This window comes from Streptomyces sp. NPDC008150, from assembly GCF_042956945.1.
In the GTDB taxonomy this organism is placed as follows: Bacteria; Actinomycetota; Actinomycetes; order Streptomycetales; family Streptomycetaceae; genus Streptomyces.
In genome coordinates this window covers 246,632-269,677 of record NZ_JBIBHJ010000012.1, presented here as the reverse complement: position 1 = coordinate 269,677, position 23,046 = coordinate 246,632, and the positions used below count along the sequence as shown (strand labels likewise).

Sequence of the window (23,046 nt, the reverse complement as noted above, 5' to 3'; positions counted from 1 at the left end):
CGGAATGCGACTCGATCGGTTCGCCGTGTGGCGGTTCCGCGCCCGCGCGTGCCCCCTTTTTTTTGTCCCGCTCGTGGACCGCCCGCGGCCCGGAGGTCCCGCCCCCGCCGCGCCTCAGCCCGCCCCCGCGCCGGCCTCCGCCCCGGTCTGCGCCGTCTCGGGGGTTCCGCCCAGCGCCGCCTCCGCCGCCGCGTACAGGTCGGCGGGACGGACGCCGGTCAGGGCCGTCACCAGGTGGCCGTCCGGGCGGACCAGCAGGACCGTGTGGGCCGCGGCGCCGGGGTAGCTCTCGGCGACGAGCAGTTCGGCCGGGTGGGGCAGGGCCGCCACCGCCGCCGCCAGCCGGGGCATGATGCCCGCGGTCACCCAGTGCTTGCGCTCCCACACGCCCGTGCCCGGTGCGACCAGCACCACGAGCAGTGCCCGTCGGCCCAGCCGGGACCGCAGCCGGACGAAGGTGCCGTCCTCCGCGGTGACCCGCACGTCGGCGACCGGTGCCCCGGGCGGGGTGTCGACGGGGGTCTCGGCCTCCAGGTGGCGCGGTGCGAGCGGCGAGGACGCGTAGGTGGCCGGGGCGCCGAGGGGGCCCTGGCCCAGGTGGCCGTCGGCGAGAAGGCCGTCGTGGCCGCGGGCGGCGCCGGGGACGTAGGCGCGCAGGCCGCCGCCGCCCCGCAGCAGGGGCAGCGCCTGGTCGGCGGCGCGCAGCCGGGCGGCGACGACCGCGCGCCGCTCGCTCTGGTAGCTGTCGAGGAGTGCCTCGTGCGGCCCCTGGTGCCAGGCCACCGCCAGCTTCCAGGCGAGGTTGTCGGCGTCGCGCAGGCCCTCGTCGAGCCCCTGGGTGCCGAGGGCGCCGAGCAGGTGGGCCGCGTCCCCGGCGACGAAGACCCGGCCGGAGCGCCAGCGGCGGGCGAGCCGGTGGTGGACGATGTGCACGCCGGCGTCGAGGAGTTCGTACGGGGGAGTGGAGCCCTCGTTCCAGCCCGCGAGGGTCTCGCGGACGCGGGCCACCAGCAGGTCGGGCGTCACCAGGTCCTTGCCGGGCGGCAGCAGCCAGTCCAGCCGCCACACCCCGTCCGGCAGCGGGCGTCCGGTGATCTCGCCGGCCGAGGGGCCCGAGGTGCGCCACGGCGGTGAGCGGTGCAGCAACGCCTGCTCGGGCCATGGGAGTTCGGTGCGCAGCGCGGCAACGGCGTGCCGTTCCACGGCGGTTCGGCCGGGGAAGCGGATGTCCTGGAGCTTGCGGACGGTCGAGCGCGGGCCGTCGCAGCCGACCAGGTAACTGCCGCGCCACCACGTGCCGTTGGGGCCGCGGGTGTGGGCCGTCAGGCCGGCCCGGTCCTGCTCGACGCCGTCGAGCCTGCTGTCCGTGACGACCTTGGCCAGCGGCTCGGCGGCGAGCGCGGTGCGCAGGTGGGTGGTCAGCACGTGCTGGGCGATGTGCAGCGGGGCGGGGACGGTGTCGTCGAACGTGAACTCGCGCATCACCTGCTTGCGGCGCATCGACCGCCATCCGGCCCAGCGGCAGCCGGCCCCGTCCAGGGAGACCCCGACGAGCCGCTCCACGAGGGACGCGGTGTCGTCGCGCAGGACGACGGTCCTCGCCGCGCGCGCCTCGTCCTTGCCGGGCCCCTCGTCGAGGAGGACGCACGGCACTTCCTGGCGGGCCAGCGCCAGGGCGAGCGTGAGCCCGACGGGCCCCGCTCCGACGACGATCACCGGGTCCACGGTGCGGTGCCCCCTGCCCGTCGCGGCGATTCCGGGCTGGTCCGGGGCTGCCGGGAAGGAGGGGAACAAGGAGGTGGAACAGGGTGCGCGATCACAGAACGTATGCAACCCATTGCGGGTGCTTGCGTCAAGTGACGGAGGCAGTGGCGATCATGCCACTGCCTCCGTGTCGCCCCGCTGGGCGTGCGGTGCGGCTCGCGCCCCACCGGTTCGGCGCGACGGCCCGTCAGACCAGGCCCGCCGAGGCGCCGGTGCCGGTGCTGGCACCGCCCGCCGGGTCGAGCGCCGGGAGCACCGCTCCCGTCGACTTCTTGCCGCGTCGCAGCCTGCGCTCCAGCCACGCGGCGAACGTGGTGAGGATCAGGTTGAGGACGATGTAGATGGCGGCGATCACGATGAAGCTCGGGATGACGTTGGCGTAGTTCGCCGCGAACGTCTTGCGGGAGTTGATCAGTTCGCCGAAGCCCAGCACCGCGCCGCCGAGCGCGGTGTCCTTCACCACGACGACGAGCTGGCTGACGATCGCCGGCAGCATCGCGGTGATCGCCTGCGGCAGCAGGATCGACGTCATGACCTGGGTCTTGCGCAGACCGATCGCGTGCGCCGCCTCCGCCTGGCCCTTCGGCAGCGACAGGATGCCCGCGCGGACGATCTCCGCGAGCACCGACGCGTTGTAGAGCACCAGGCCGGTGACGACCGCGTAGAGCGGGCGTATGTCGCTGCTGATGCCGTCGGCGCTGACGTAGAGCTGGTTCGCGAAGATCATCAGCATCAGGACCGGGATGGCGCGGAAGAACTCCACGACAACGCCGGCCGGCACCCGCACCCACTTGTGGTCGGACAGCCGGGCGATGCCGAACACCGCGCCGAGCGGCAGCGCGATGACCATCGAAAGGCCCGCCGCCTTCAGGGTGTTGACCAGACCCGGCAGCAGATAGGTCGTCCACGAGGTGGACACCACGAACGGGTGCCACTTCGCCGAGGTGAGCTGGCCCTTGTCGTCCAGTTCGCCGATCATCCACCAGAGCAGCAGCACCAGCAGGAGGAGGAAGCCGACCGTGTAGAGGATGTTGCGGCGCTTGGCCCTCGGGCCGGGCGCGTCGTAGAGGACCGATGTCATCGCTTCACCGCCAGGCGCTTGCCGAGCCATCCGAGCAGGAGGCCGGTGGGCAGGGTCAGAACCACGAAACCGAGAGCGAAGATCGCCGAGATGAGCACCAACTGCGCCTCGTTCTCGATCATTTCCTTCATCAGGAGTGCCGCTTCCGCGACGCCGATGGCCGACGCGACCGTGGTGTTCTTGGTCAGCGCGATCAGGACGTTGGTGAGCGGCCCGATCACCGTGCGGAACGCCTGCGGCAGCACGATGAGGGTGAGTACCTGGGTGAAGCTCAGGCCCAGCGCGCGTGCCGCCTCGGCCTGCCCGACCGGGACGGTGTTGATGCCGGACCGCAGTGCCTCGCACACGAACGACGCCGTGTAGGCGATCAGCGCGAGGATGGCGAGCCGGTACGACAGCTCGTCGAAGTCGTTCTTCGCGCCGAGCGTCACGCCGAACACGTCGGCGAGGCCCAGCGAGGAGAAAACGATGATGACGGTGAGGGGGATGTTCCGGACGGTGTTCACGTAGAACGTTCCGAAGCCGCGCATCAGCGGCACCGGACTGACCCGCATCCCGGCGAGCAGGGTGCCCCAGACCAGCGATCCGATGCCGGCGAAGAACGTCAGCTTCACCGTCATCCAGAACGCCCCGAGGACGTCGTAGCCTTCAAGAAAGTCGAACACGATCTCCCGCGCCTCCGCGTGTGGCCGGGGTGGTGCGCCGCCGCGACGCGGCGCACCACCCCGGTGTCGATGGCCTACTTGACGATGTCGCCGATCTTCGGCGCGGGCTCGTTCTTGTAGTTGGCCGGGCCGAAGTTGGCGTCCACGGCCTTCTGCCAGGAGCCGTCCGACACCATCTTCTCCAGCGCGGTGTTGATCTTCTTCTCCAGCGCGGCGTCGCCCTTCTTGACGCCGATGCCGTAGTTCTCGTTGCTCAGCTTGAGGCCGGCGAGCTTGAACTTGCCCTTGTACTGGTCCTGCGACGCGTAGCCCGCGAGGATCGAGTCGTCCGTGGTCAGGGCGTCGACCGCGCCGCTCGCGAGTCCGTCGATGCACTCGGAGTACGTGCCGTACTCACGCAGCTGCGCCTTGGGGGCGATGGAGTCCTTGATGTTCTGCGCCGAGGTCGAACCGGTCACGGAACACAGCTTCTTGCCGTTGAGGTCCGTGGCCTTGGAGATGTTCTCGTCGTTGCGGACCAGCAGGTCCTGGTGGGCGAGCAGGTACGGGCCGGCGAAGTCGACCTTCTCCTTGCGCTCGTCGGTGATGGAGTAGGACGCCGCGATGAACTTCACGTCGCCGCGCTGCAGCGCGGTCTCGCGGTCGGCGCTCGGGGTCTCCTTGAACTCGATGTCCTTCGCGGTGTAACCGAGCTGCTTGGCGACGTAGGTCGCCACGTCGACGTCGAAGCCGGCGAAGGTGCCGTCCGGCTTCTTCAGGCCCAGACCGGGCTGGTCGAACTTGATGCCGATGGTGATCTTCTTGCTGCCGCCGCTGCCGCCCGAGCTGTCGTCGTCGCTCGAACCGCACGCGGTGGCGGTGGCGGCGAGGGCGAGGACGGCGACCGAGGCGACGGTGACCTGACGGAGCTTCATCGTTGACATCCTTTGCGTGATGGGTGTGATGCGGGCCGTGAAGTGCGGGTGCGGCTCGTGCGGGCCGGCCTGCGGGCTCCGAGCACAAGGGGCGTCCGAGGGACTCGGGCGGCCCTTTTGTTCGGGGCTCCAGGCCGTTGTCGGGGTTGCCTGACCGGCGGAGTACCGGAACCTGTCGCGACGTGCGACCGGAGGTGACGTGCGGTCGGCTGCCTCAGTGGTGGAGGATCTTGGACAGGAAGTCCTTGGCGCGGTCGCTGCGCGGGTTGCTGAAGAACTGGTCCGGCGTGGCCTGTTCGACCAGCCGTCCGTCGGCCATGAAGACCACACGGTTCGCCGCGGACCGGGCGAAGCCCATCTCGTGCGTGACGACGATCATCGTCATCCCGTCGCGGGCGAGCTGCTGCATGACCTCCAGCACCTCGTTGATCATCTCGGGGTCCAGGGCGGAGGTCGGCTCGTCGAAGAGCATGACCTTCGGGTCCATGGCCAGGGCCCGCGCGATGGCGACACGCTGCTGCTGGCCGCCCGAGAGCTGTGCCGGGTACTTGTCCGCCTGGGTGCCGACACCGACCCGGTCCAGCAGGGCGCGGGCCTTCTCCTCGGCCGCCTTCTTGTCGCTCTTGCGGACCTTGACCTGGCCCAGCATCACGTTCTCCAGCACGGTCTTGTGCGCGAAGAGGTTGAACGACTGGAAGACCATGCCGACGTCGGCCCGCAGCCGCGCCAGCTCCCTGCCCTCCTGGGGCAGTGCCTTGCCGTCGATGGTGATGCTGCCGGAGTCGATCGTCTCCAGCCTGTTGATGGTGCGGCACAGCGTGGACTTGCCGGACCCGGAGGGCCCGATCACCACGACGACCTCACCGCGGGCGATCGTCAGGTCCACGTCCTGGAGCACGTGCAGCGCTCCGAAGTGTTTGTTGATGTTCTTCAGGACGACCAGGTCGCCGGTCGCGCCCAAGTCGACCTTGGCATCCGATACTTCGGTCATCGCTATGGGACTCCGTCCTCCTCGGTTGCGGAGGACAGTAGTGACGCCGTATGACCAGCGTCATTACATCTGAGCGAGATCTGAGCATCACGATCGGGGAGGCTCCGAACACGTGTCGTAGCCATCGACGCGCGGCCGTGTACCGGCTGGATAACGGATGACCTCCGCGACCCGGAGGCTCTTGACGCCGTCCTTCACCATCGGAGTGACTGGCGGTGACGCACGCGCGCGGAGGTCGTGTCTCCCGGACGGGACGCCCCGCCACGGTAGGAGCGACGGATGAACCGGAGGGGGCTGCAATGAGACTTCTGCTGGTCGAGGACGACAACCATGTCGCCGCCGCGCTGTCCGCGATCCTGGCCCGCCACGGTTTCGACGTCACCCACGCCCGCAACGGCGAGGAGGCGCTGCGCGCGCTCGTGCCCGAGGACGCCGGCTTCGGCGTGGTGCTGCTCGACCTCGGCCTGCCGGACACGGACGGTTACGAGGTCTGCGGCCGGATCCGCAAGCGCACCCCCGGCCTGCCCGTGATCATGGTGACCGCCCGCTCCGACGTGCGCTCCCGCATCCACGGCCTGAACCTCGGTGCCGACGACTACGTGGTCAAGCCGTACGACCCCGGTGAGCTGCTGGCCCGCATCCACGCGGTCGCCCGGCGCAACACCCACCCGGAGGTGCCCGGCACCACGGAGGCGGACGTCCATCTCGGCCCCGTCCGCATCGAGTTGCCGAACCGTCAGGTGACGGTGCGTGGTGCCGTGGTGCAGTTGACCCGCAAGGAGTTCGACCTGCTGGCGCTCCTCGCCCAGCGCCCCGGCGTGGTGTTCCGCCGCGAGCAGATCATCTCCGAGGTGTGGCGCACCAGTTGGGAGGGCACCGGGCGCACCCTCGAAGTGCACGTCGCGTCGCTGCGCGGCAAGCTGCGCATGCCGGCGCTGATCGAGACCGTGCGGGGTGTCGGCTACCGGCTCGTCGCCCCGGACGCGTGACGGGGTCCGGTGCGCACACGTCTTCTGCCGCTGCTCATCGTCCTGCTGGCGGCCGTACTGCTCGCGCTCGGCATCCCGCTGGCCGTCAGCGTCGCCGGCGCCCAGCAGCAGAAGGTCGTCGTCGACCGCATCGACGACACGGCCCGTTTCGCCGCGCTCGCCCAGTACGTCACCGACAGCCCGACCACCTCGCGCAGCGCGGACACCGACGAACGTCTCCAGACCCTCAGCCGTGAACTGACCAGCTACTACGACGTGTACGGCATCCGGGCCGGTGTCTTCTACCGCACCGACACCCCCATGGCGCACGCCCCCGCGCAGTGGTTCCTCCCCCAGGAGGGCGAGTTGCGCGACGCCTTCGAGGAGGCGCTGCTGAGCCGCCGCAGCCACGACCCCCAGCAGGTCTGGCCGTGGCAGCGGGGGCGGCTCGTCGTAGCGTCACCGGTCATCAGGGACGGCGACGTCGTGGCCGTCGTCGTCACCGACTCGCCCACCGGGATGATGCGTTCCCGCATCCTGCACGGCTGGCTGACCATCGTCGCGGGCGAGTCCGCCGCGATGCTGCTCGCCGTCGGCGCCGCCCTGCGGCTGACCGGCTGGGTGCTCAGGCCGGTCCGGGTCCTCGACGCCACCACCCACGACATCGCCACCGGACGGCTCAAGTCCCGGGTCGCCGCCGCCGGAGGACCGCCCGAACTCCGAAGGCTGGCACGCTCGTTCAACGAGATGGCGGACAACGTCGAGGACGTCCTCGAACAGCAGCGGGCCTTCGTCGCCGACGCCTCCCACCAGTTGCGCAACCCGCTGTCCGCGCTGCTGCTGCGCATCGAGCTGCTCGCCCTCGAACTCCCGGAGGACAACGAGGAGATCGCGTCGGTGCGCACCGAGGGCAAGCGCCTCGCGTCCGTCCTCGACGACCTGCTCGACCTGGCGCTCGCCGAACACGCCGAGGCCGATCTCGGCATCGTCGACATCGGCGCGCTCACCGCCGACCGGGTCGCCTCCTGGACGCCCGTCGCCGACGCGGCCGGTGTGCGGCTGGTGGGCGACTGCCCTCCCGTCACCGCCTGGGCGGACCCCGTGGCGCTCTCCAGTGCCCTGGACGCGGTGATCGACAACGCCCTGAAGTTCACGCCCGACGGAGAGCTCGTCGAGGTGCGGGTCGCCTCGGAGGGCGGCACGTCGACGATCGTGGTGTCCGACCTCGGTCCCGGCCTGACCGACGACGAACTCGCCCGGGTGGGCGACCGGTTCTGGCGCAGCGCCCACCACCAGAACATCAAGGGCTCGGGACTCGGCCTGTCCATCTGCCGGGCGCTGCTCGCCGCGGGCGGCGGCTCGATCGACTACGGCCACCACGAGCCGCACGGGCTCACGGTGACGGTGACGGTGCCGCGCACGGCGCCGGTGCCGGCGACCGCGACCTGACAGTGCGTCAGGTCGCCCCGTGCGGAGCCCGGTCGGATCAGGGCTTGACGGAGCGGTAGTAGCGCCGCGCGCCCTCGTGCAGCACCAGCGGGTCGGTGTAGATGGCGGTGCGCAGGTCCACCAGTTGCGCGGAGTGCACGTGCGCCCCGATGTCGTCCCGGCTCTGGATCACCGTGCGGGTCAGCCACTCGGTGAGCCGGGGGTCCACGTCGGCGCGCGTCATGAGCAGGTTGGACACGGCGATCGTCGGCACCGGGGAGCCGTTCTGGATGTTGGGGTAGGCCGACTCGGGCATGTTCGTGGACCGGTAGTAGCGGGTGGCGCCGCCCTCGTCGTGCAGCTTCGCCACCAGGGCGGCACTTATCGGGACGAACCGGAACGACGCGGTCGAGGCGATCTCCTTGAGCCCGTCGGTGGGCAGCCCGCCCGACCAGAAGAACGCGTCGATCGTGCCCTTCTTCAGCCGCTCGGGGCCGGTGTTGATGCCGTCGGAGGCGGGCTCGATGTCCTTGGCCGGGTCGATTCCCGCCGCCTTGAGCACCCGGTCGGCTATCAGCCGGACACCCGAGTCCGGCGGCCCGATCGCCACGCGTTCGCCCCGCAGGTCCGCCACCGACGTGATCGGCGAGTCGCGCTTCACCACCAGCTGCACGTAGTCGTCGTACAGGCGGGCCACGCCGCGGAGTTTCGAGGCGCCCGGCCGGTCGTTCAGTTCGTACGTGTCCACGGCGTCGGCCGCCGCGATGGTGAAATCGGCCTTGCCGGTGGCGACCCGGGCCACGTTCTCCTGGGAGCCCTGGCTCATCTGGAGCTTGACCTTCAGGTGGGGCATGTCCTTGTCGAGCGCCGCGCTCAGCAGGTCGCCGTACTTCTGGTACACGCCGCTGCGCGAGCCGGTGCTGAACGTGATCGTCCCGCTCGGCGGGGCGCCGCCCAGGGGGAGCAGCCACCACAGGAGCAGGCCGAGGACGACGACGCCGACCGCGGTGCCCTGCAGGGTCCGGCGCCCGCCGGGTATGACCATGACCATGCGCGTGATCCTGCCAGCCCGCCCGCCCCGCTGACCAGCGCCCGGCCCCGGGCGCCCCCCGCTGGCTACAGTCGGGGACCATGAGTTCCTCTCCCGCCGCCCTGGTCCGCGCCTTCCACGACGCCTGCGGGCTCGACGCCCGCACCGTCCCCACCGAGGTGTCGCCCGAACTCGGCGCCCACCGGGGCGAGTTGCTCGCGGAGGAGGCGGCCGAGGTGGTCGAGGTGTCGTCGGGGGCGCCCCTGGACCGGCTCGCGCACGAACTCGCGGACGTCGTCTACGTCGCGTACGGCACGGCCCTCGTCCACGGCATCGACCTCGACGCGGTGATCGCCGAGATCCACCGCTCCAACATGACCAAGCGGGGCCCGGACGGCCGGGTGGCCCGCCGCGCCGACGGCAAGATCCTCAAGGGTGACCACTACGAGGCCCCCGACGTCGCCGGCGTGCTGCGGGCGCAGGGATGGGCCCCGGAGGGCGGCGGGGACGCGGCGCGAATGTGACGTGACGTCAACAGGAGCTGATTGATGATGAGTTGGCGGACGGGGCGGCCAACGAGCCAGCCCGCGCAAGGCGTTCGCGCATGCCCGTGCCGCGCGGCGGCGCCGGTACGGGCGTACCGGCGCCGCCGCGCGGGCGGAGCGTCCGCGCTCAGTCCCTCGCCGCCGGCTGCTCCCGCGCCGTGCGGGCGTGCCGCACCGGGGCGTCCGGGGCCGGGAGGCCGTCCCGTTCGGTCTCGGCGGGGGAGAGGTCGTCGGGCGGGCCGGGAGCGGGGGCCACGCGCGCGTCCGTGCCGGCGTCGGGCCGCTCGCGCGGCGTCGTCGCCCGCGAGGAGTGCCACCGGGCCGTCAGGCGGGCGCAGGCCGCCGCCGCGGGTTCCGTGAAGCGGGCGGTCAGCGGGCCCAGTACCACCAGGATCAGCACGTACGCGGTGGCGAGCGGGCCCAGGGACGGCTCGATGCCGGCCGTGACGGCGAGGCCCGCGATGACGATCGAGAACTCGCCGCGGGCCACCAGCGCGCCGCCCGCCCGCCAGCGGCCCTTGACGGAGATGCCGGCCCGCCGGGAGGCCCAGTAGCCGGTACCGATCTTCGTGGCGGCGGTGACCGCGGCCAGCGCCAGGGCGGGCACCAGGACGGGCGGGATGCTCGCCGGGTCCGTGTGCAGCCCGAAGAAGACGAAGAAGATCGCGGCGAACAGGTCCCGCAGCGGACTCAGCAGGGTGTGCGCGCCCTCGGCCACCTCGCCGGACAGCGCGATGCCCACGAGGAACGCCCCCACGGCCGCCGAGACCTGGAGCTGCTGGGCGATGCCCGCTACCAGGATGGTCAGGCCCAGCACCACCAGCAGCAGTTTCTCCGGGTCGTCGGTGGACACGAAGCGCGAGATCAGCCGCCCGTAGCGCACCGCCGCGAACAGCACGAGCCCCGCGACGCCGAGCGCGACCGCCAGGGTCACGCTGCCCGCCGCGAGCCCGGCACCGGCCACCAGGGCGGTCACGATCGGCAGGTACACCGCCATCGCGAGGTCCTCCAGGACCAGCACGCTGAGGATCACCGGGGTCTCGCGGTTGCCGACCCGGCCGAGGTCGCCGAGCACCTTGGCGATCACCCCGGACGACGAGATCCAGGTGACGCCGGCCAGCACCACGGCGGCCACCGGCCCCCAGCCGAGGAGCAGCGCGGCGGCGGCGCCCGGCAGCGCGTTGAGCGCGCAGTCGACGATGCCCGACGGGTAGTGCGCCTTGAGGTTGGAGACCAGGTCGCTCGCCGTGTACTCCAGGCCGAGCATCAGCAGCAGGAGGATGACGCCGATCTCCGCGCCGGTCGCCACGAACTGCTCGCTGGCGCCGAGCGGCAGCAGTCCGCCCTCGCCGAAGGCGAGACCGGCCAGCAGGTACAGCGGGATGGGGGAGAACCGCAGCCGGGCGGCCATCCGGCCGAGCAGGCCGAGGCCGAGAATGATGGAACCGAACTCGATCAGCAGGACCGCGGAGTGCACCTGTTCACTCCCGCCCCAGTATCGAGGCGGCGGCGTCCACGCCTTCGCGCGTACCGATCACGATCAGCGCGTCCCCTCCCGCGAGCCGGAAGTCCGGGGCCGGTGACGGGATCGCCTCCGCACGGCGCAGCACGGCCACGATCGAGGCACCGGTGTCGGTCCGCATCCGCGTCTCGCCCAGTACGCGCCCGTTCCAGTGCGAGGTGGCGGCCACCTCGATCCGCTCGGCGACCAGCCCCAGGTCCGTGGTGTAGAGCACGCTCGCGCTGTGGTGGGACGGCTTGAGCGCGTCGATCAGCGAGCCCGCCTCCGAGCCGGACAGCCGGAGCGACTGGGCGCAGGAGTCCGGGTCGTCGGCCTGGTAGACGCTGACCGTGCGGGCCCCGTCCCGGTGGGCGACCACCGACAGGTGGCGGTGCTCACGGGTGACGAGGTCGTACTGGACTCCGATGCCCGGCAGCGGAGTCGCCCGGAGGCGTGGAGCGGACACGTTTCTTCCCCTTGCTGTCGCGTGCTGTTTCGTGCTGTTCTTCAACGGTTGGCGGCATTCGTCGCCCGGCCCGGACGCGGGGCCCGGCACTGGGCGGGCGGCCCGCGCCGACGCCGTCCGCACGGGTGCCGAGACGCCCGTAAAGGGGTCATGGTGCCATTCGTCCGCAGGGTGGCGACATGGGTGTCATGACGGATGGACACCACCCCCGACCTGCGGAGATGCTGGTGGGGGTACCGCCTTGCCGCCGCCTCGGACCGCGGCCGCGCAGCCCGCGGGCCGCATGCTCGCCGCCGATGTCGAAACGCCCTCCGGGGCCGGAGGGAACGGGTTCAGGAACGTGTCGTTGTTCTGGCGGATCTTCTCGCTCAACGCGGCCGGCCTCGTCGTGGCCGCCGCGCTGCTGCTCGGTCCGGTCACCGTGTCCACGCCCGTCACGTCCGGCGAGGCCGTGGTGGTCGGCACGGGCCTCGTGGCGCTGCTCGTGGCCAACGCGGCGGTGCTGCGCATAGGGCTCGCCCCGCTCGCCCGGCTGGGCAGCGCCATGGCCACCGCCGACCTGCTGCAGCCGGGCGCGCGTGCGGCCGTCGCCGGCCCGGCGGAGGCCGCCGCGCTGATCACCACGTACAACACGATGCTGGACCGGCTGGAGGCCGAACGGGCCACCAGCGCGGCGCGCGCGCTGTCCGCGCAGGAGGGCGAGCGCGGACGCGTCGCGCGCGAACTGCACGACGAGGTGGGGCAGTCGCTGACCGCCGTCCTGCTCCAGCTGAAGCGGGTCGCCGACCGGGCCCCCGGCGAGCTGCGCGCCGAGGTGCGCCAGGCGCAGGAGGCGACCCGGGGCAGCCTCGACGAGATCCGCCGCATCGCCGGCCGGCTGCGGCCCGGAGTGCTGGAGGAGCTGGGACTGCTCAGCGCCCTGCGGTCGCTGGCCGCGGAGTTCACCGACCACGGGCTGCCCGTTCGCCGCGAGGTGCGCGGCGGACTGCCGCCGCTCACCGGCGAGACGGAACTCGTCGTCTACCGGGTCGCCCAAGAGGGCCTCACCAACGCCGCCCGGCACTCGGGCGCCGACCGCGCCGAACTCACCCTCGGCCCCGCCGGGAACGGCGTGGAACTCCTCGTCCGCGACAACGGCAAGGGCCTCGCCGGCACGCGCGAGGGCACCGGCGTCCGCGGGATGCGCGAGCGCGCCCTGCTCGTCGGCGCGACCCTGACCCTCACCGCCGCCCCCGGCGGCGGCACCGACGTACGCCTGCGCATCCCCGTGCCGGGCGCCCCGACCGGGGAAGGACGCTGATGGCCACCCCGCCCCCGGCCGCCGCGCCGAGGCGCGCCGCCCCCACGCGCGTACTGCTCGCCGACGACCACACGCTCGTACGGCGCGGTGTGCGGCTCATCCTCGACGGGGAGGACGACCTGACCGTGGTCGCCGAGGCGTCCGACGGCGCCGAGGCCGTCGCCCGCGCGCGGGAGGGCGGTGTCGACCTCGCCGTCCTGGACATCGCGATGCCCCGCACGACCGGCCTCCAGGCGGCCCGCGAGCTCTCCCGGCGGCTGCCCGGCCTGCGCATCCTGATCCTGACGATGTACGACAACGAGCAGTACTTCTTCGAGGCGCTGGCCTGCGGCGCCTCCGGGTACGTGCTCAAGTCCGTCGCCGACCGCGACCTGGTCGAGGCGTGCCGGGCGGCGATGCGCGACGAGCCGTTCGTCTACCCCGGCGCGGAGCGTGCCCTGGTGCGCACGTACCTGGAGCGGCTGCACCGCGGCGACACCCTGCCCGAGCGGGCCGTCACCGACCGCGAGGAGGAGATCCTCAAGCTGGTCGCCGAGGGGCACACATCCAAGGAGATCGGCGAGCTGCTGTTCATCAGCGCGAAAACCGTCGAACGGCACCGCGCGAACCTCCTGCACAAGCTCGGCATGCGCGACCGCCTGGAGCTGACCCGCTACGCGATCAGGGCGGGCCTCGTCGAACCATGATCGGTTCGGCCCGGCGGCCGGGCGCCCGTCCCCCGGCCCCGGATCCGGTACGAAAACCGCTTCCGGCAGCGCCTACCCTTGTCGCATGAGCAGCATCGACCGGGGCCGGACCGACCGTAGCCAGGCAGTGGGCGGCACGCGCACGTACGAAGTACTCACCTACGGGTGCCAGATGAACGTCCACGACTCGGAACGGCTCTCCGGGCTGCTGGAGCAGGCGGGTTACGTGCGCGCGCCCGACGGCGCCGACGGCGACGCCGACGTCGTGGTGTTCAACACGTGCGCGGTGCGCGAGAACGCCGACAACCGCCTCTACGGCAACCTCGGCCGGCTCGCGCCGCGCAAGGCCACCCGCCCCGGCATGCAGATCGCGGTCGGCGGCTGCCTCGCGCAGAAGGACCGCGACACCATCGTGCGCCGGGCGCCCTGGGTCGACGTGGTCTTCGGCACGCACAACATCGGCAAGCTGCCCGTCCTGCTCGAACGCGCGCGCGTCCAGGAGGAGGCGCAGGTCGAGATCGCCGAGTCCCTGGAGGCGTTCCCGTCGACGCTGCCCACCCGGCGCGAGAGCGCGTACGCGGCCTGGGTCTCCATCTCCGTCGGCTGCAACAACACCTGCACCTTCTGCATCGTCCCGGCGCTGCGCGGCAAGGAGAAGGACCGCCGTCCCGGCGAGATCCTCGCCGAGGTCGAGGCCCTGGTCGCCGAGGGCGTCAGCGAGATCACCCTGCTCGGCCAGAACGTCAACGCGTACGGCTCCGACATGGGCGACCGCGAGGCGTTCAGCAAGCTGCTGCGGGCCTGCGGGAACGTCGAGGGCCTGGAGCGCGTGCGGTTCACCTCGCCGCACCCGCGCGACTTCACCGACGACGTCATCGCCGCCATGGCCGAGACGCCGAACGTCATGCCGCAGCTGCACATGCCGTTGCAGTCCGGCTCGGACACCGTGCTCAGGGCGATGCGCCGCTCGTACCGGCAGGACCGCTACCTCGGGATCATCGAGAAGGTGCGGGCCGCCATCCCGCACGCGGCGATCACCACCGACATCATCGTGGGCTTCCCCGGCGAGACGGAGGAGGACTTCGAGCAGACCATGCACGTGGTCCGCGAGGCCCGCTTCTCGGCGGCGTTCACCTTCCAGTACTCCAAGCGCCCCGGCACCCCGGCCGCCGACATGGACCAGCAGGTTCCCAAGGAGGTCGTGCAGGCGCGCTACGAGCGTCTCGTCGCCCTCCAGGAGGAGATCTCCTGGGACGAGAACAAGAAGCAGGTCGGCCGCACCCTGGACCTGATGGTCGCCGAGGGCGAGGGCCGCAAGGACGGCGCCACCCACCGGCTGTCCGGCCGCGCCCCCGACAACCGCCTGGTCCACTTCACCAAGCCCGACCAGGACGTGCGCCCCGGCGACATGGTGAGCGTCGAGGTCACCTACGCCGCCCCGCACCACCTCCTCGCCGAGGGCCCCGTGCTGAACGTGCGCCGTACGCGCGCGGGTGATGCCTGGGAGAAGCGCAACGCGGCCCCGGCCGCCGAGCCGGCCGGCGTGATGCTGGGGCTCCCGGGGATCGGCGTCCCCGCGCCGCTGCCGGTGGCGACGGGCAGCGGCTGCGGCTGCGACTAGGCCCCGCCGGCCGGTGCGGGTACGCGCCCGCGTACCCGTGCGTCGCGGCGGGCGGGGGCGGGGCTAACCTGCCGACCATGCTTGTCGCCGCCGCCGTGTGCCCCTGCCCGCCGCTCCTCGTGCCCGAGGTCGCCGCGGGTGCCGCTCCCGAACTGGCGGCCGCGCGGGCCGCGTGCGCCGACGCGCTGGGCGTCCTGGCGGCGGCGCGGCCCGACCGCCTGGTCGTGGTCGGCCCCGCGGCGCGCGGCGGACGGGGACCGCACGCCGAGGGCACCCCGGGCTCGTTCCGCGGCTTCGGCGTCGACCTCGCGGTACGGCTGGGGCGGCCCGGCGCGGATCCCGCCGGGCGGGAACTGCCGCCGTCCCTCGCGGTCGGCGCGTGGCTGCTGGAGAGCGCCGGGTGGTCGGCGGCCCCGGTGACCGGACTCGGTGTGGGGGAGGCCTTCCCGGCCGACGGCTGCCTCGACACCGGGCGGCTGATCGCGGCGCAGCCGGGCCGCACCGCGCTGCTGGTCATGGGCGACGGCAGCGCCTGCCGCTCCCTCAAGGCGCCCGGGTACCTGGACGAGCGGGCCGAGGCGTTCGACGCCGGTGCCGCCCGCGCGCTCGGCACCGCGGACGTGGCGGCCGTCGCCGCGCTGGACGAGAAGCTGGCGTACGAGCTGAGGGCGTCCGGCCGCGCACCCTGGCAGGTCCTCGCCGGCGCCGCCGAGAGCGCGGCCCTCGACGGCACCCCGCTGTACGAGGACGCCCCGTACGGCGTCGGCTACGTGGTCGCCGCCTGGTCCTGACGGCGGCGGGCGGGCGCGCACAACGACGGCTGCGCGCACGCGCGCACGCGCGGCGACGGCCGCGGACCGCCGCGGGGCGGGTGCCCCGGGCGGTCCGCGGCCGTCGTGGAGAAGCGGCCCGCGCCGGTCAGGAGGCCGGCGGGGCGGGCGGAGCGGGCGGGGTCGGCTTCGTCGGCATGTCGCGCGGCGTGGGCGTCCCGCCGGGGCCGCTGCCCGTGCCGCCGTCCGCCGCCGGGCCGTCCTTCTGCGCGAGCCTGTCCACGGCGTCCTTCGCCTTGCCCGTGCCCGCGTGGATCTTGTCGCTGTACTTGCCCTTGGTGCGCTCGTCGACCGCCTTGGCGGCCTTGTCGAGCCCCTGCTCGATCTTGCCCCCGTGCTGCTGCGCGAGGTCCGACACCTTCTCCTTGGCCGGTCCGAGCTTGGCCTTGAAATTGTCCATGAGACCCATGGGGTCACCTTCCCTCGCGGGCCAGTGGTGGGCGGGCGCCTTCACCACGCTGCTACCGATGCTCAAATCGTACGAAAACGCCCATATCAAATCCACACGGTACTCGGGCACCCCGCTCCTCGTCCCGTCCGGTTCGGCCGTTCGCGGTGGCGAGCGGGGCAACGAGCGGGTTCCCGCGATCCGCGGAATCCTTCCTCCTGCGGAACTCGGTACGGTCCGGGGCCGCGGGTTTGCGAGACTGGGGCGGTGAGCAGCGCATCCATCGCCCCCCGCGTCGTCGCCGTCGTCGGCCCCACCGCGGCCGGCAAGTCCGACCTCGGCGTCTTCCTCGCCCAGCGGCTCGGCGGCGAGGTCGTCAACGCCGACTCCATGCAGCTCTACCGGGGGATGGACATCGGCACCGCCAAACTGTCCCCGGAAGAGCGCGGCGGGGTGCCGCACCACCTCCTCGACGTCTGGGACGTCACCGTGACCGCGTCCGTCGCCGAGTACCAGCGGCTCGCCCGCGAGCACATCGACGCGCTGCTCGCCGCCGGGCGCTGGCCCGTCCTGGTCGGCGGTTCCGGCCTGTACGTGCGCGGAGCCGTCGACAACCTGGAGTTCCCCGGCACGGACCCCGAGGTCAGGGCCCGGCTGGAGGAGGAGCTCGCGCTGCGGGGCCCCGGCGCGCTGCACGCGCGCCTGGCGGCCGCCGATCCGGACGCCGGACGCGCGATCCTGCCGAGCAACGGGCGGCGTGTGGTGCGCGCCCTGGAGGTCATGGAGATCACCGGCCGCCCCTTCACGGCCAACCTGCCCGGCCACGACTCCGTCTACGACACCGTGCAGATCGGCGTCGACGTGGCCCGCCCCGAGCTCGACGAGCGGATCGCCCGCCGCGTCGACCGGATGTGGGACGCCGGCCTCGTGGACGAGGTCCGCGAGCTGGACGCGCGCGGACTGCGCGCCGGGCGCACCGCCTCCCGCGCGCTCGGGTACCAGCAGGTACTGGCGGCACTGGCCGGCGAGTGCACGCTGGAGGAGGCCCGCGCGGAGACCGTGCGCGCCACCAAACGCTTCGCGCGCCGTCAGGATTCGTGGTTCAGGCGCGACCCCCGGGTGCACTGGGTAAGTGGGGCCGCCGCGGACCTCGGGGAACTTCCGCAGGTGGCGCTGGCGTTGGTGGAACGGCCGGTTACAGCCTGATCACGTCATGGCATCGGGACGCCCAGGCCGTCATCCCGGCCTCCGGGGCCGTGCCATCATCGAGCTTCGATCGACCAAAGTGGAGTCCGAGTTGGGAGGGCGCGTGGCGATGGAGGCCGGCCCTCGCGACACCGCAGCAGGCAGCGAACGCATCACCGTCGACCAGGGTGACGCGGACCAGGACGACGACGGCGGGCTGAGCCCCGACGGCCCCGACGAGATCCAGGGCGGCGTCGACGGATCCGTGCCCGAGGAGCTGTTCCCCGGGCCCGAGGTCGAGGTGGAACTGCGCCCGCAGCGCCGGCTGCGCATCTGGCAGCTCGCGCCGATCGTGGCGCTCGCCGTGCTCGGCTCCCTGATGTTCGCCTTCCCGCTCGCCTTCGACTTCGGCGACAGCGGCGCGGTGATCGCCATGCTGGGCCTGCTCATCTGCGCGTGCGCGGCCGGCTGGGGCATGATGGCCGCCCGCCGCGTCGGTTACGCGCTGCCCGGCCTGCCCCAGCGCGGTTCCGGCCGCCGGCCCGACTGGCGCGTGGTGCTCGCGTACGCGCTCGTGGTCGTCGTCGTGGCGGTCCTGGCCGTCTGGCGCGTCGCGCGCCTGCGCTGACGCCCGCGGGTGCCCGCGCCCCCCGGGGACGCGTCCGGGACCTCGGCCCCTGGCCGCCGGACCCGGGCCACCTCGTACGATCGAGGAATGAGCACTCCGATCGCCTTCCTCAAGGGCCACGGCACCGAGAACGACTTCGTGATCGTCCCCGACCCGGAGAACGCCGTCGCGCTGACCCCCGCCGCCGTCGCCGTGCTGTGCGACCGCCGGGCGGGCATCGGCGGCGACGGACTGCTGCACGTCGTGCGGTCCGCCGCCCACCCCGAGGCCGCCCACCTGGCCGCCGAGGCGGAGTGGTTCATGGACTACCGCAACGGCGACGGCTCGGTCGCCGAGATGTGCGGCAACGGCGTGCGCGTCTTCGCCCGGTACCTCCAGCGCGCCGGGCACGTCGGCGAGGGCGACCTCGCCATCGCGACCCGGGGCGGCGTGAAGACCGTGCACCTCGCCAAGAACGGCGACGTGACCGTCGGCATGGGCCGCGCGAAGCTGCCCGAGGGCGACGTCACCGTGCGCGTGGGCGAGCGCGGCTGGCCCGCGCGCAACGTGAACATGGGCAACCCGCACGCCGTCGCCTTCGTCCAGGACCTCGCGCACGCGGGCGACCTGCGCACGGCCCCGCAGTACGCGCCGGAGGCCGCCTACCCGGACGGTGTCAACGTCGAGTTCGTCGTCGACCGCGGCCCCGGCCACGTCGCCCTGCGGGTCCACGAGCGGGGCTCCGGCGAGACGCGCTCGTGCGGCACGGGCGCGTGTGCCGTCGCCGTGGCGGCCGCCCGCCGGGACGGCGCCGACCCGGCGGTCACCGGGACGCCGGTGACGTACACGGTGGACGTGCCCGGCGGCACCCTGGTGATCACCGAGCGGCCCGACGGGGAGATCGAGATGACCGGCCCGGCGGTGATCGTCGCCGAGGGCGTCATCGACGCCGAGTGGCTGTCCGCCGCGCTCGGCTGACGCGCACGACGGGCCGCGGCACGCCCCGTGCCGCGGCTCCTTCACTCGAACGGCGGCGCAACGAGAGCGCCCGGATCGAAACCATGGGCGAGGCGAGTCGTACGGAATCCAACCGTAAACCTCCAAACCTTCGCTCGAATGGGTGATCCGTTTCACGCTCGGCGAGAGGCGGTCAGTCGCACGTGGTGGGCTCGATAGCATCAAGCACCGGTCCGGACGGGGGAATGCCACATCCCCCGAGCCGCGTTCGCCATGGGGACGCGTCCGCCGGTCGACGCAGCCGGAGGTGCCCATGAGTGCGGAGGCCACTAACCCTGTGACCGCAGGTGCGATGACACCTGCCGTGCCCCGCAGGAAGGCCCGCGCCCGGATCGACCTGCGCCGGCTGGGACGGGCCGCGCTGCTCGGCCCGGCGGCCCGCGACCGGCTGCCCGACGCGATCGGCCATGTGGCCGAGGCGCACCGCGCGCACCATCCGGACGCCGACCTGGAACCGCTGCGCCGCGCGTACGTCCTCGCCGAGTCCTCGCACCGCGGGCAGATGCGCAAGAGCGGCGAGCCGTACATCACGCACCCGCTCGCCGTGACCCTGATCCTCGCCGAACTGGGCGCGGAGACGACCACGCTGACCGCCTCGCTGCTGCACGACACCGTCGAGGACACCGACGTCACCCTCGACCAGGTCGGCGAGGAGTTCGGCGCCGAGGTCCGCTTCCTCGTCGACGGCGTCACCAAGCTGGAGAAGGTCGAGTACGGGTCGGCCGCGGAGCCCGAGACGTTCCGCAAGATGCTCGTCGCCACCGGCAACGACGTCCGCGTCATGTCGATCAAGCTCGCCGACCGGCTGCACAACATGCGCACCCTCGGGGTCATGCGGCCCGAGAAACAGGCCCGCATCGCCAAGGTCACCCGGGACGTGCTGATCCCGCTCGCCGAGCGCCTCGGCGTGCAGGCGCTCAAGACCGAGCTGGAGGACCTCGTCTTCGCGATCCTCCACCCCGAGGAGTACACGCGCACCCGTGAACTGATCCTCGACAACGCGGCCCTCGCGGAGGACCCGCTCGCCGAGATCGCCGACGAGGTGCGCGCCGTCCTGCGCGAGGCCGACGTGTCCGCCGAAGTCCTCATCCGGCCGCGGCACTTCGTGTCCGTGCACCGCGCCTCCCGCAAGCGCGGCACGCTGCGGCCCACCGACTTCGGCCGCCTCCTGGTGCTCGTGAACGAGGACGCCGACTGTTATGCCGTCCTGGGCGAGCTGCACACCTGTATGACGCCCGTGGTCGCGGAGTTCAAGGACTTCATCGCCGTCCCCAAGTTCAACCTGTACCAGTCGCTGCACACCGCCGTCGCCCGCGGTGACGGCCAGGTCGCCGAAGTCCTCATCCGCACGCACCAGATGCACAAGGCCGCCGAGGCCGGTGTCGTCGCCCTCGGCAACCCGTACGCCCCGCCCGCCGAGGAGCAGACCGGCGCCGACGGCGAGCGCGTCGACCCGACCCGCCCCGGCTGGCTCTCCCGCCTGCTGCACTGGCAGGAGTCCGCGCCCGACCCCGACACCTTCTGGTCGACCCTGCGCGCCGACCTCGCCCAGGACCGCGAGATCACCGTCTTCCGCCCCGACGGCGCCACCATCGGCCTGCCCGACGGCGCCACCTGCGTCGACGCCGCCTACGCGCAGTACGGCGAGGACGCCCACGCCTGCATCGGGGCGCGCGTCAACGGCCGCCTGGCGACCCTGTCGACCGTGCTGCGCGACGGGGACGCCGTGCAGCTCCTCATGGGTCAGGACCCCGCCTCCGAGCCGTCCCGGCAGTGGCTGGAGCACGCGCGCACCCCCGCCGCCCGCATCGCCATCCAGCGCTGGCTGTCCGCCCACCCGGCGCCCGCCGAGCACGAGGCACGCGCCGACGCCGAGGAGAAGGCGCAGCCCGCCGCCGGGACCCCCGCGCCCCGCCCCGCCGCCGACGGCCCCGCCCGCGCGGAGCGCGCCGCGCCCGCCGACGCCGACGACCGGCCCGCGCGCCGCGCCACCACCGTCGTCGACCTCCCCGACGCCACCGTCCGCCTCGCGGGCTGCTGCACGCCCGTACCGCCCGACGAGGCCACCGGGTTCCTGGTGCGCGGGGGAGTGGTCACCGTCCACCGCGTCGAGTGCTCCGCCGTCGCGCACATGAAGGCCGCCGGCCGCTCCGAGGTGCTCGTGCGCTGGGGCGACGCCACCGAGGCCCGCGTCACGCTGGTCGCCGAGTCCTTCGGGCGGCCCCACCTGCTCGCCGACCTCACCGAGGCGATCGCCGTCGAGGACGTCGCCATCGTCTCCGCCACCGTGGAGTCGCCCAACCAGCAGCGCGTACGGCACACCTACACGCTGCGCATGCCCGACTCCTCGCGGCTGCCCGCGCTGATGCGCGCGATGCGGGACGTGCCCGGCGTGTACGACGTCCGCCGCGCCCAGCCGCACGCCCCGACCGCCTGACGGGCCCGCACTCCGGGCCGCCGGTCCCACACGTTCGGGTGGGCCGGGCGCGAGTCGGCGACGCGCGGTACGCGCGCGCTGATAGCGGTGGGGCATGCTGCTCACCTCCCGCGCCCGGGGCCCGCTACCCCGTGTCACCCGCCGGCTGAAGGCCGGTCTCCTCGCCTCCGCCGTCTCCGTCTGCCTCGTCGCCGCCAACGCCCCCGCCGTGCCCCTCGGCGTCGGCGACCGTCTCTTCCCGTACCTCGGCAACCCCGGCTACGACGTCGCCTCGTACGACCTCGCGTTCACCTACTCCGGCAGCAACAAGAAGCCGCTGGAGGCCGTCACCACCATCGACGCGTGGACGACCGCCGCCCTGGACCGCGTCAACCTCGACTTCGGCCACGGCAAGGTCTCCTCGGTCGAGGTCGACGGCGAGCCCGCCGCGTTCGCCACCGCGGGCGAGGACCTCGTCGTCACCCCCGGCCGGCGGCTGCCCAAGGGCAGCTGGATGCGGATCACGGTGCGGCACACCAGCGACCCGGTGCCGGTCGACGGGCAGGACGGCGGCTGGGTGCGCACCGCGGACGGCCTCGCCATGGCCAACCAGGCCGACGCCGCGCACCTCGTCTTCCCGTGCAACGACCACCCCTCCGACAAGGCCCGGTTCACCATCCGCGTCACCGCGCCCGACGGCTACACGGCGGTCGCCAACGGCCTGCCCGCCGGTCTCGAACGGGCCGGCGGCGCCACCACGTGGACGTACCGCACCCAGCACCCCATGGCCACCGAGCTGGCACAGGTCTCCATCGGCCGCTCCGCCGTGCTGCGCCGCACCGGGCCGCACGGTCTGCCCGTACGCGACGTCGTGCCGGCCGAGCAGCGCGCGGCCCTCGAACCGTGGCTCGCGAAGACGCCCGACCAGCTCGCCTGGATGGAGAGCAAGGTCGGCCGCTACCCCTTCGAGACGTACGGCGTGCTCATGGCACGGGCCACCACCGGTTTCGAACTGGAGACGCAGACCCTCTCCCTCTTCGAGAGCGACCTGTTCACCGAGCCCGCCTACCCCAAGTGGTACGTCGAGTCGGTCATGGTCCACGAGCTGTCCCACCAGTGGTTCGGCGACAGCGTCACCCCCCGCACCTGGTCCGACCTGTGGCTCAACGAGGGGCACGCCACCTGGTACGAGGCCCTGTACGCCGAGGAGAAGGCCGACCGGCCCATGGCGGCGCGGATGAAGGCCGCGTACGCGGCCTCCGACCGCTGGCGCACCGCCGGCGGCCCGCCCGGCGCGCCGAAGGCGCCCGCGCCCGGCCAGAAGATCAGCATCTTCCGGCCCAGCGTCTACGACGGTGCCGCCCTCGTCCTCTACGCCCTGCGCCAGGAGATCGGCGAGAGCGCCTTCGACCGGCTCGAACGCACCTGGGTGCGCGTGCACCGGGACTCCACCGCGACGACGGCCGACTTCCGGCGCCTGGCCGAACGGATCTCCGGCCGCGACCTGGACGCCTTCTTCCACGCGTGGCTGTACGGCGCGAAGACCCCGCCGATGCCGGGCCACCCGGACTGGAAGCCGGCGAAGACCCCGCAGCCCACCCACACGTCGGCCATCGCGCAGTAGGGGGCCGGCGGAGCGGGCG

21 protein-coding genes are annotated in these 23,046 nt (G+C 72.9%); 12 read left to right on the top strand and 9 right to left on the bottom strand.

Going from position 1 to position 23,046, the window contains the following annotated elements:
* Positions 1-114: 114 nt before the first annotated feature.
* From ACFZA0_RS27460 to ACFZA0_RS27440, 5 genes are all read right to left on the bottom strand, one after another.
* Entirely contained in the window at positions 115-1,725 is a 1,611-nt protein-coding gene (locus tag ACFZA0_RS27460) for an FAD-dependent monooxygenase (RefSeq protein WP_391021781.1), read from the bottom strand.
* A 226-nt stretch (positions 1,726-1,951) separates the two neighbouring features.
* Positions 1,952-2,845, bottom strand: a complete 894-nt coding sequence (locus ACFZA0_RS27455) for an ABC transporter permease subunit (RefSeq protein WP_391021779.1) — start codon at positions 2,843-2,845, stop codon at positions 1,952-1,954.
* Positions 2,842-3,510 carry an ABC transporter permease subunit gene (locus ACFZA0_RS27450; protein WP_391021777.1) on the bottom strand — a complete coding sequence of 223 codons (669 nt, stop codon included), beginning with the start codon at positions 3,508-3,510 and terminating at the stop codon, positions 2,842-2,844. The genes ACFZA0_RS27455 and ACFZA0_RS27450 overlap by 4 nt, the downstream gene beginning before the upstream one ends.
* 74 nt (positions 3,511-3,584) lie before the next feature.
* The gene (locus ACFZA0_RS27445) at positions 3,585-4,424 is read right to left on the bottom strand and encodes a transporter substrate-binding domain-containing protein (protein ID WP_391021775.1); all 840 of its coding nucleotides are present in this window, start codon (positions 4,422-4,424) and stop codon (positions 3,585-3,587) included.
* Between the two features lie 214 nt (positions 4,425-4,638).
* Positions 4,639-5,415: an ATP-binding cassette domain-containing protein gene (locus ACFZA0_RS27440; protein ID WP_391021773.1), complete on the bottom strand. Its 777-nt coding sequence runs from the start codon at positions 5,413-5,415 to the stop codon at positions 4,639-4,641.
* A 299-nt stretch (positions 5,416-5,714) separates the two neighbouring features.
* Here ACFZA0_RS27440 and ACFZA0_RS27435 point away from each other — a divergent pair, with 299 nt between their 5' ends.
* Together ACFZA0_RS27435 and ACFZA0_RS27430 are read left to right on the top strand one after the other, a co-directional pair.
* The gene (locus ACFZA0_RS27435; RefSeq protein ID WP_391021771.1) at positions 5,715-6,404 is read left to right on the top strand and encodes a response regulator; all 690 of its coding nucleotides are present in this window, start codon (positions 5,715-5,717) and stop codon (positions 6,402-6,404) included.
* A 9-nt stretch (positions 6,405-6,413) separates the two neighbouring features.
* Positions 6,414-7,832 (top strand): ATP-binding protein, encoded by a 1,419-nt coding sequence (locus ACFZA0_RS27430; protein WP_391021769.1) that lies wholly within the window; start codon positions 6,414-6,416, stop codon positions 7,830-7,832.
* 37 nt (positions 7,833-7,869) lie between these two features.
* On the opposite strand, the gene ACFZA0_RS27425 is transcribed toward ACFZA0_RS27430, so the two are convergent.
* Positions 7,870-8,862, bottom strand: coding sequence for a TAXI family TRAP transporter solute-binding subunit (locus tag ACFZA0_RS27425; RefSeq protein WP_391021768.1), 993 nt, complete (start codon positions 8,860-8,862; stop codon positions 7,870-7,872).
* Between the two features lie 80 nt (positions 8,863-8,942).
* Between ACFZA0_RS27425 and ACFZA0_RS27420 the strand changes: the two genes are divergently transcribed.
* On the top strand, positions 8,943-9,365 hold the full coding sequence (locus ACFZA0_RS27420) for a MazG nucleotide pyrophosphohydrolase domain-containing protein (protein ID WP_391021766.1): 423 nt from the start codon (positions 8,943-8,945) through the stop codon (positions 9,363-9,365).
* Positions 9,366-9,513: 148 nt separating this feature from the next.
* Here the strand turns inward: ACFZA0_RS27420 and ACFZA0_RS27415 are convergent, their stop codons facing one another.
* Both ACFZA0_RS27415 and ACFZA0_RS27410 read right to left on the bottom strand, forming a co-directional pair.
* Positions 9,514-10,863 (bottom strand): cation:proton antiporter, encoded by a 1,350-nt coding sequence (locus tag ACFZA0_RS27415; RefSeq protein ID WP_391021764.1) that lies wholly within the window; start codon positions 10,861-10,863, stop codon positions 9,514-9,516.
* 4 nt (positions 10,864-10,867) lie between these two features.
* Positions 10,868-11,353, bottom strand: a complete 486-nt coding sequence (locus tag ACFZA0_RS27410) for a TrkA C-terminal domain-containing protein (protein WP_391021762.1) — start codon at positions 11,351-11,353, stop codon at positions 10,868-10,870.
* A gap of 340 nt (positions 11,354-11,693) precedes the next feature.
* On the opposite strand from ACFZA0_RS27410, the gene ACFZA0_RS27405 reads away from it, so the two are divergent.
* The 4 genes from ACFZA0_RS27405 (at position 11,694) to ACFZA0_RS27390 (ending at position 15,751) form a co-directional block, all read left to right on the top strand.
* Positions 11,694-12,653 carry a histidine kinase gene (locus ACFZA0_RS27405; RefSeq protein ID WP_391021760.1) on the top strand — a complete coding sequence of 320 codons (960 nt, stop codon included), beginning with the start codon at positions 11,694-11,696 and terminating at the stop codon, positions 12,651-12,653.
* Positions 12,653-13,339, top strand: coding sequence for a response regulator (locus ACFZA0_RS27400; RefSeq protein WP_391021758.1), 687 nt, complete (start codon positions 12,653-12,655; stop codon positions 13,337-13,339). The genes ACFZA0_RS27405 and ACFZA0_RS27400 overlap by 1 nt, the downstream gene beginning before the upstream one ends.
* An 85-nt stretch (positions 13,340-13,424) precedes the next feature.
* Entirely contained in the window at positions 13,425-14,960 is a 1,536-nt protein-coding gene (miaB, locus tag ACFZA0_RS27395) for a tRNA (N6-isopentenyl adenosine(37)-C2)-methylthiotransferase MiaB (RefSeq protein WP_391021756.1), read from the top strand.
* 77 nt (positions 14,961-15,037) lie between these two features.
* Positions 15,038-15,751, top strand: a complete 714-nt coding sequence (locus ACFZA0_RS27390; protein ID WP_391021754.1) for a class III extradiol dioxygenase subunit B-like domain-containing protein — start codon at positions 15,038-15,040, stop codon at positions 15,749-15,751.
* A gap of 127 nt (positions 15,752-15,878) precedes the next feature.
* On the opposite strand, the gene ACFZA0_RS27385 is transcribed toward ACFZA0_RS27390, so the two are convergent.
* Positions 15,879-16,199, bottom strand: coding sequence for an Rv0909 family putative TA system antitoxin (locus ACFZA0_RS27385; protein WP_391021752.1), 321 nt, complete (start codon positions 16,197-16,199; stop codon positions 15,879-15,881).
* A 246-nt stretch (positions 16,200-16,445) separates the two neighbouring features.
* Here ACFZA0_RS27385 and miaA point away from each other — a divergent pair, with 246 nt between their 5' ends.
* The 5 genes from miaA to ACFZA0_RS27360 all read left to right on the top strand — a co-directional run bounded on the left by miaA (position 16,446) and on the right by ACFZA0_RS27360 (position 23,027).
* Entirely contained in the window at positions 16,446-17,384 is a 939-nt protein-coding gene (gene miaA, locus ACFZA0_RS27380) for a tRNA (adenosine(37)-N6)-dimethylallyltransferase MiaA (protein WP_391021750.1), read from the top strand.
* A 109-nt stretch (positions 17,385-17,493) separates the two neighbouring features.
* Entirely contained in the window at positions 17,494-17,991 is a 498-nt protein-coding gene (locus tag ACFZA0_RS27375; RefSeq protein WP_391021836.1) for a hypothetical protein, read from the top strand.
* 87 nt (positions 17,992-18,078) lie between these two features.
* On the top strand, positions 18,079-18,948 hold the full coding sequence (gene dapF / locus ACFZA0_RS27370) for a diaminopimelate epimerase (protein WP_391021748.1): 870 nt from the start codon (positions 18,079-18,081) through the stop codon (positions 18,946-18,948).
* Between the two features lie 331 nt (positions 18,949-19,279).
* Positions 19,280-21,424 carry an HD domain-containing protein gene (locus tag ACFZA0_RS27365; protein WP_391021747.1) on the top strand — a complete coding sequence of 715 codons (2,145 nt, stop codon included), beginning with the start codon at positions 19,280-19,282 and terminating at the stop codon, positions 21,422-21,424.
* Between the two features lie 94 nt (positions 21,425-21,518).
* Entirely contained in the window at positions 21,519-23,027 is a 1,509-nt protein-coding gene (locus ACFZA0_RS27360) for a M1 family aminopeptidase (protein WP_391021745.1), read from the top strand.
* Positions 23,028-23,046 lie beyond the last annotated feature (19 nt).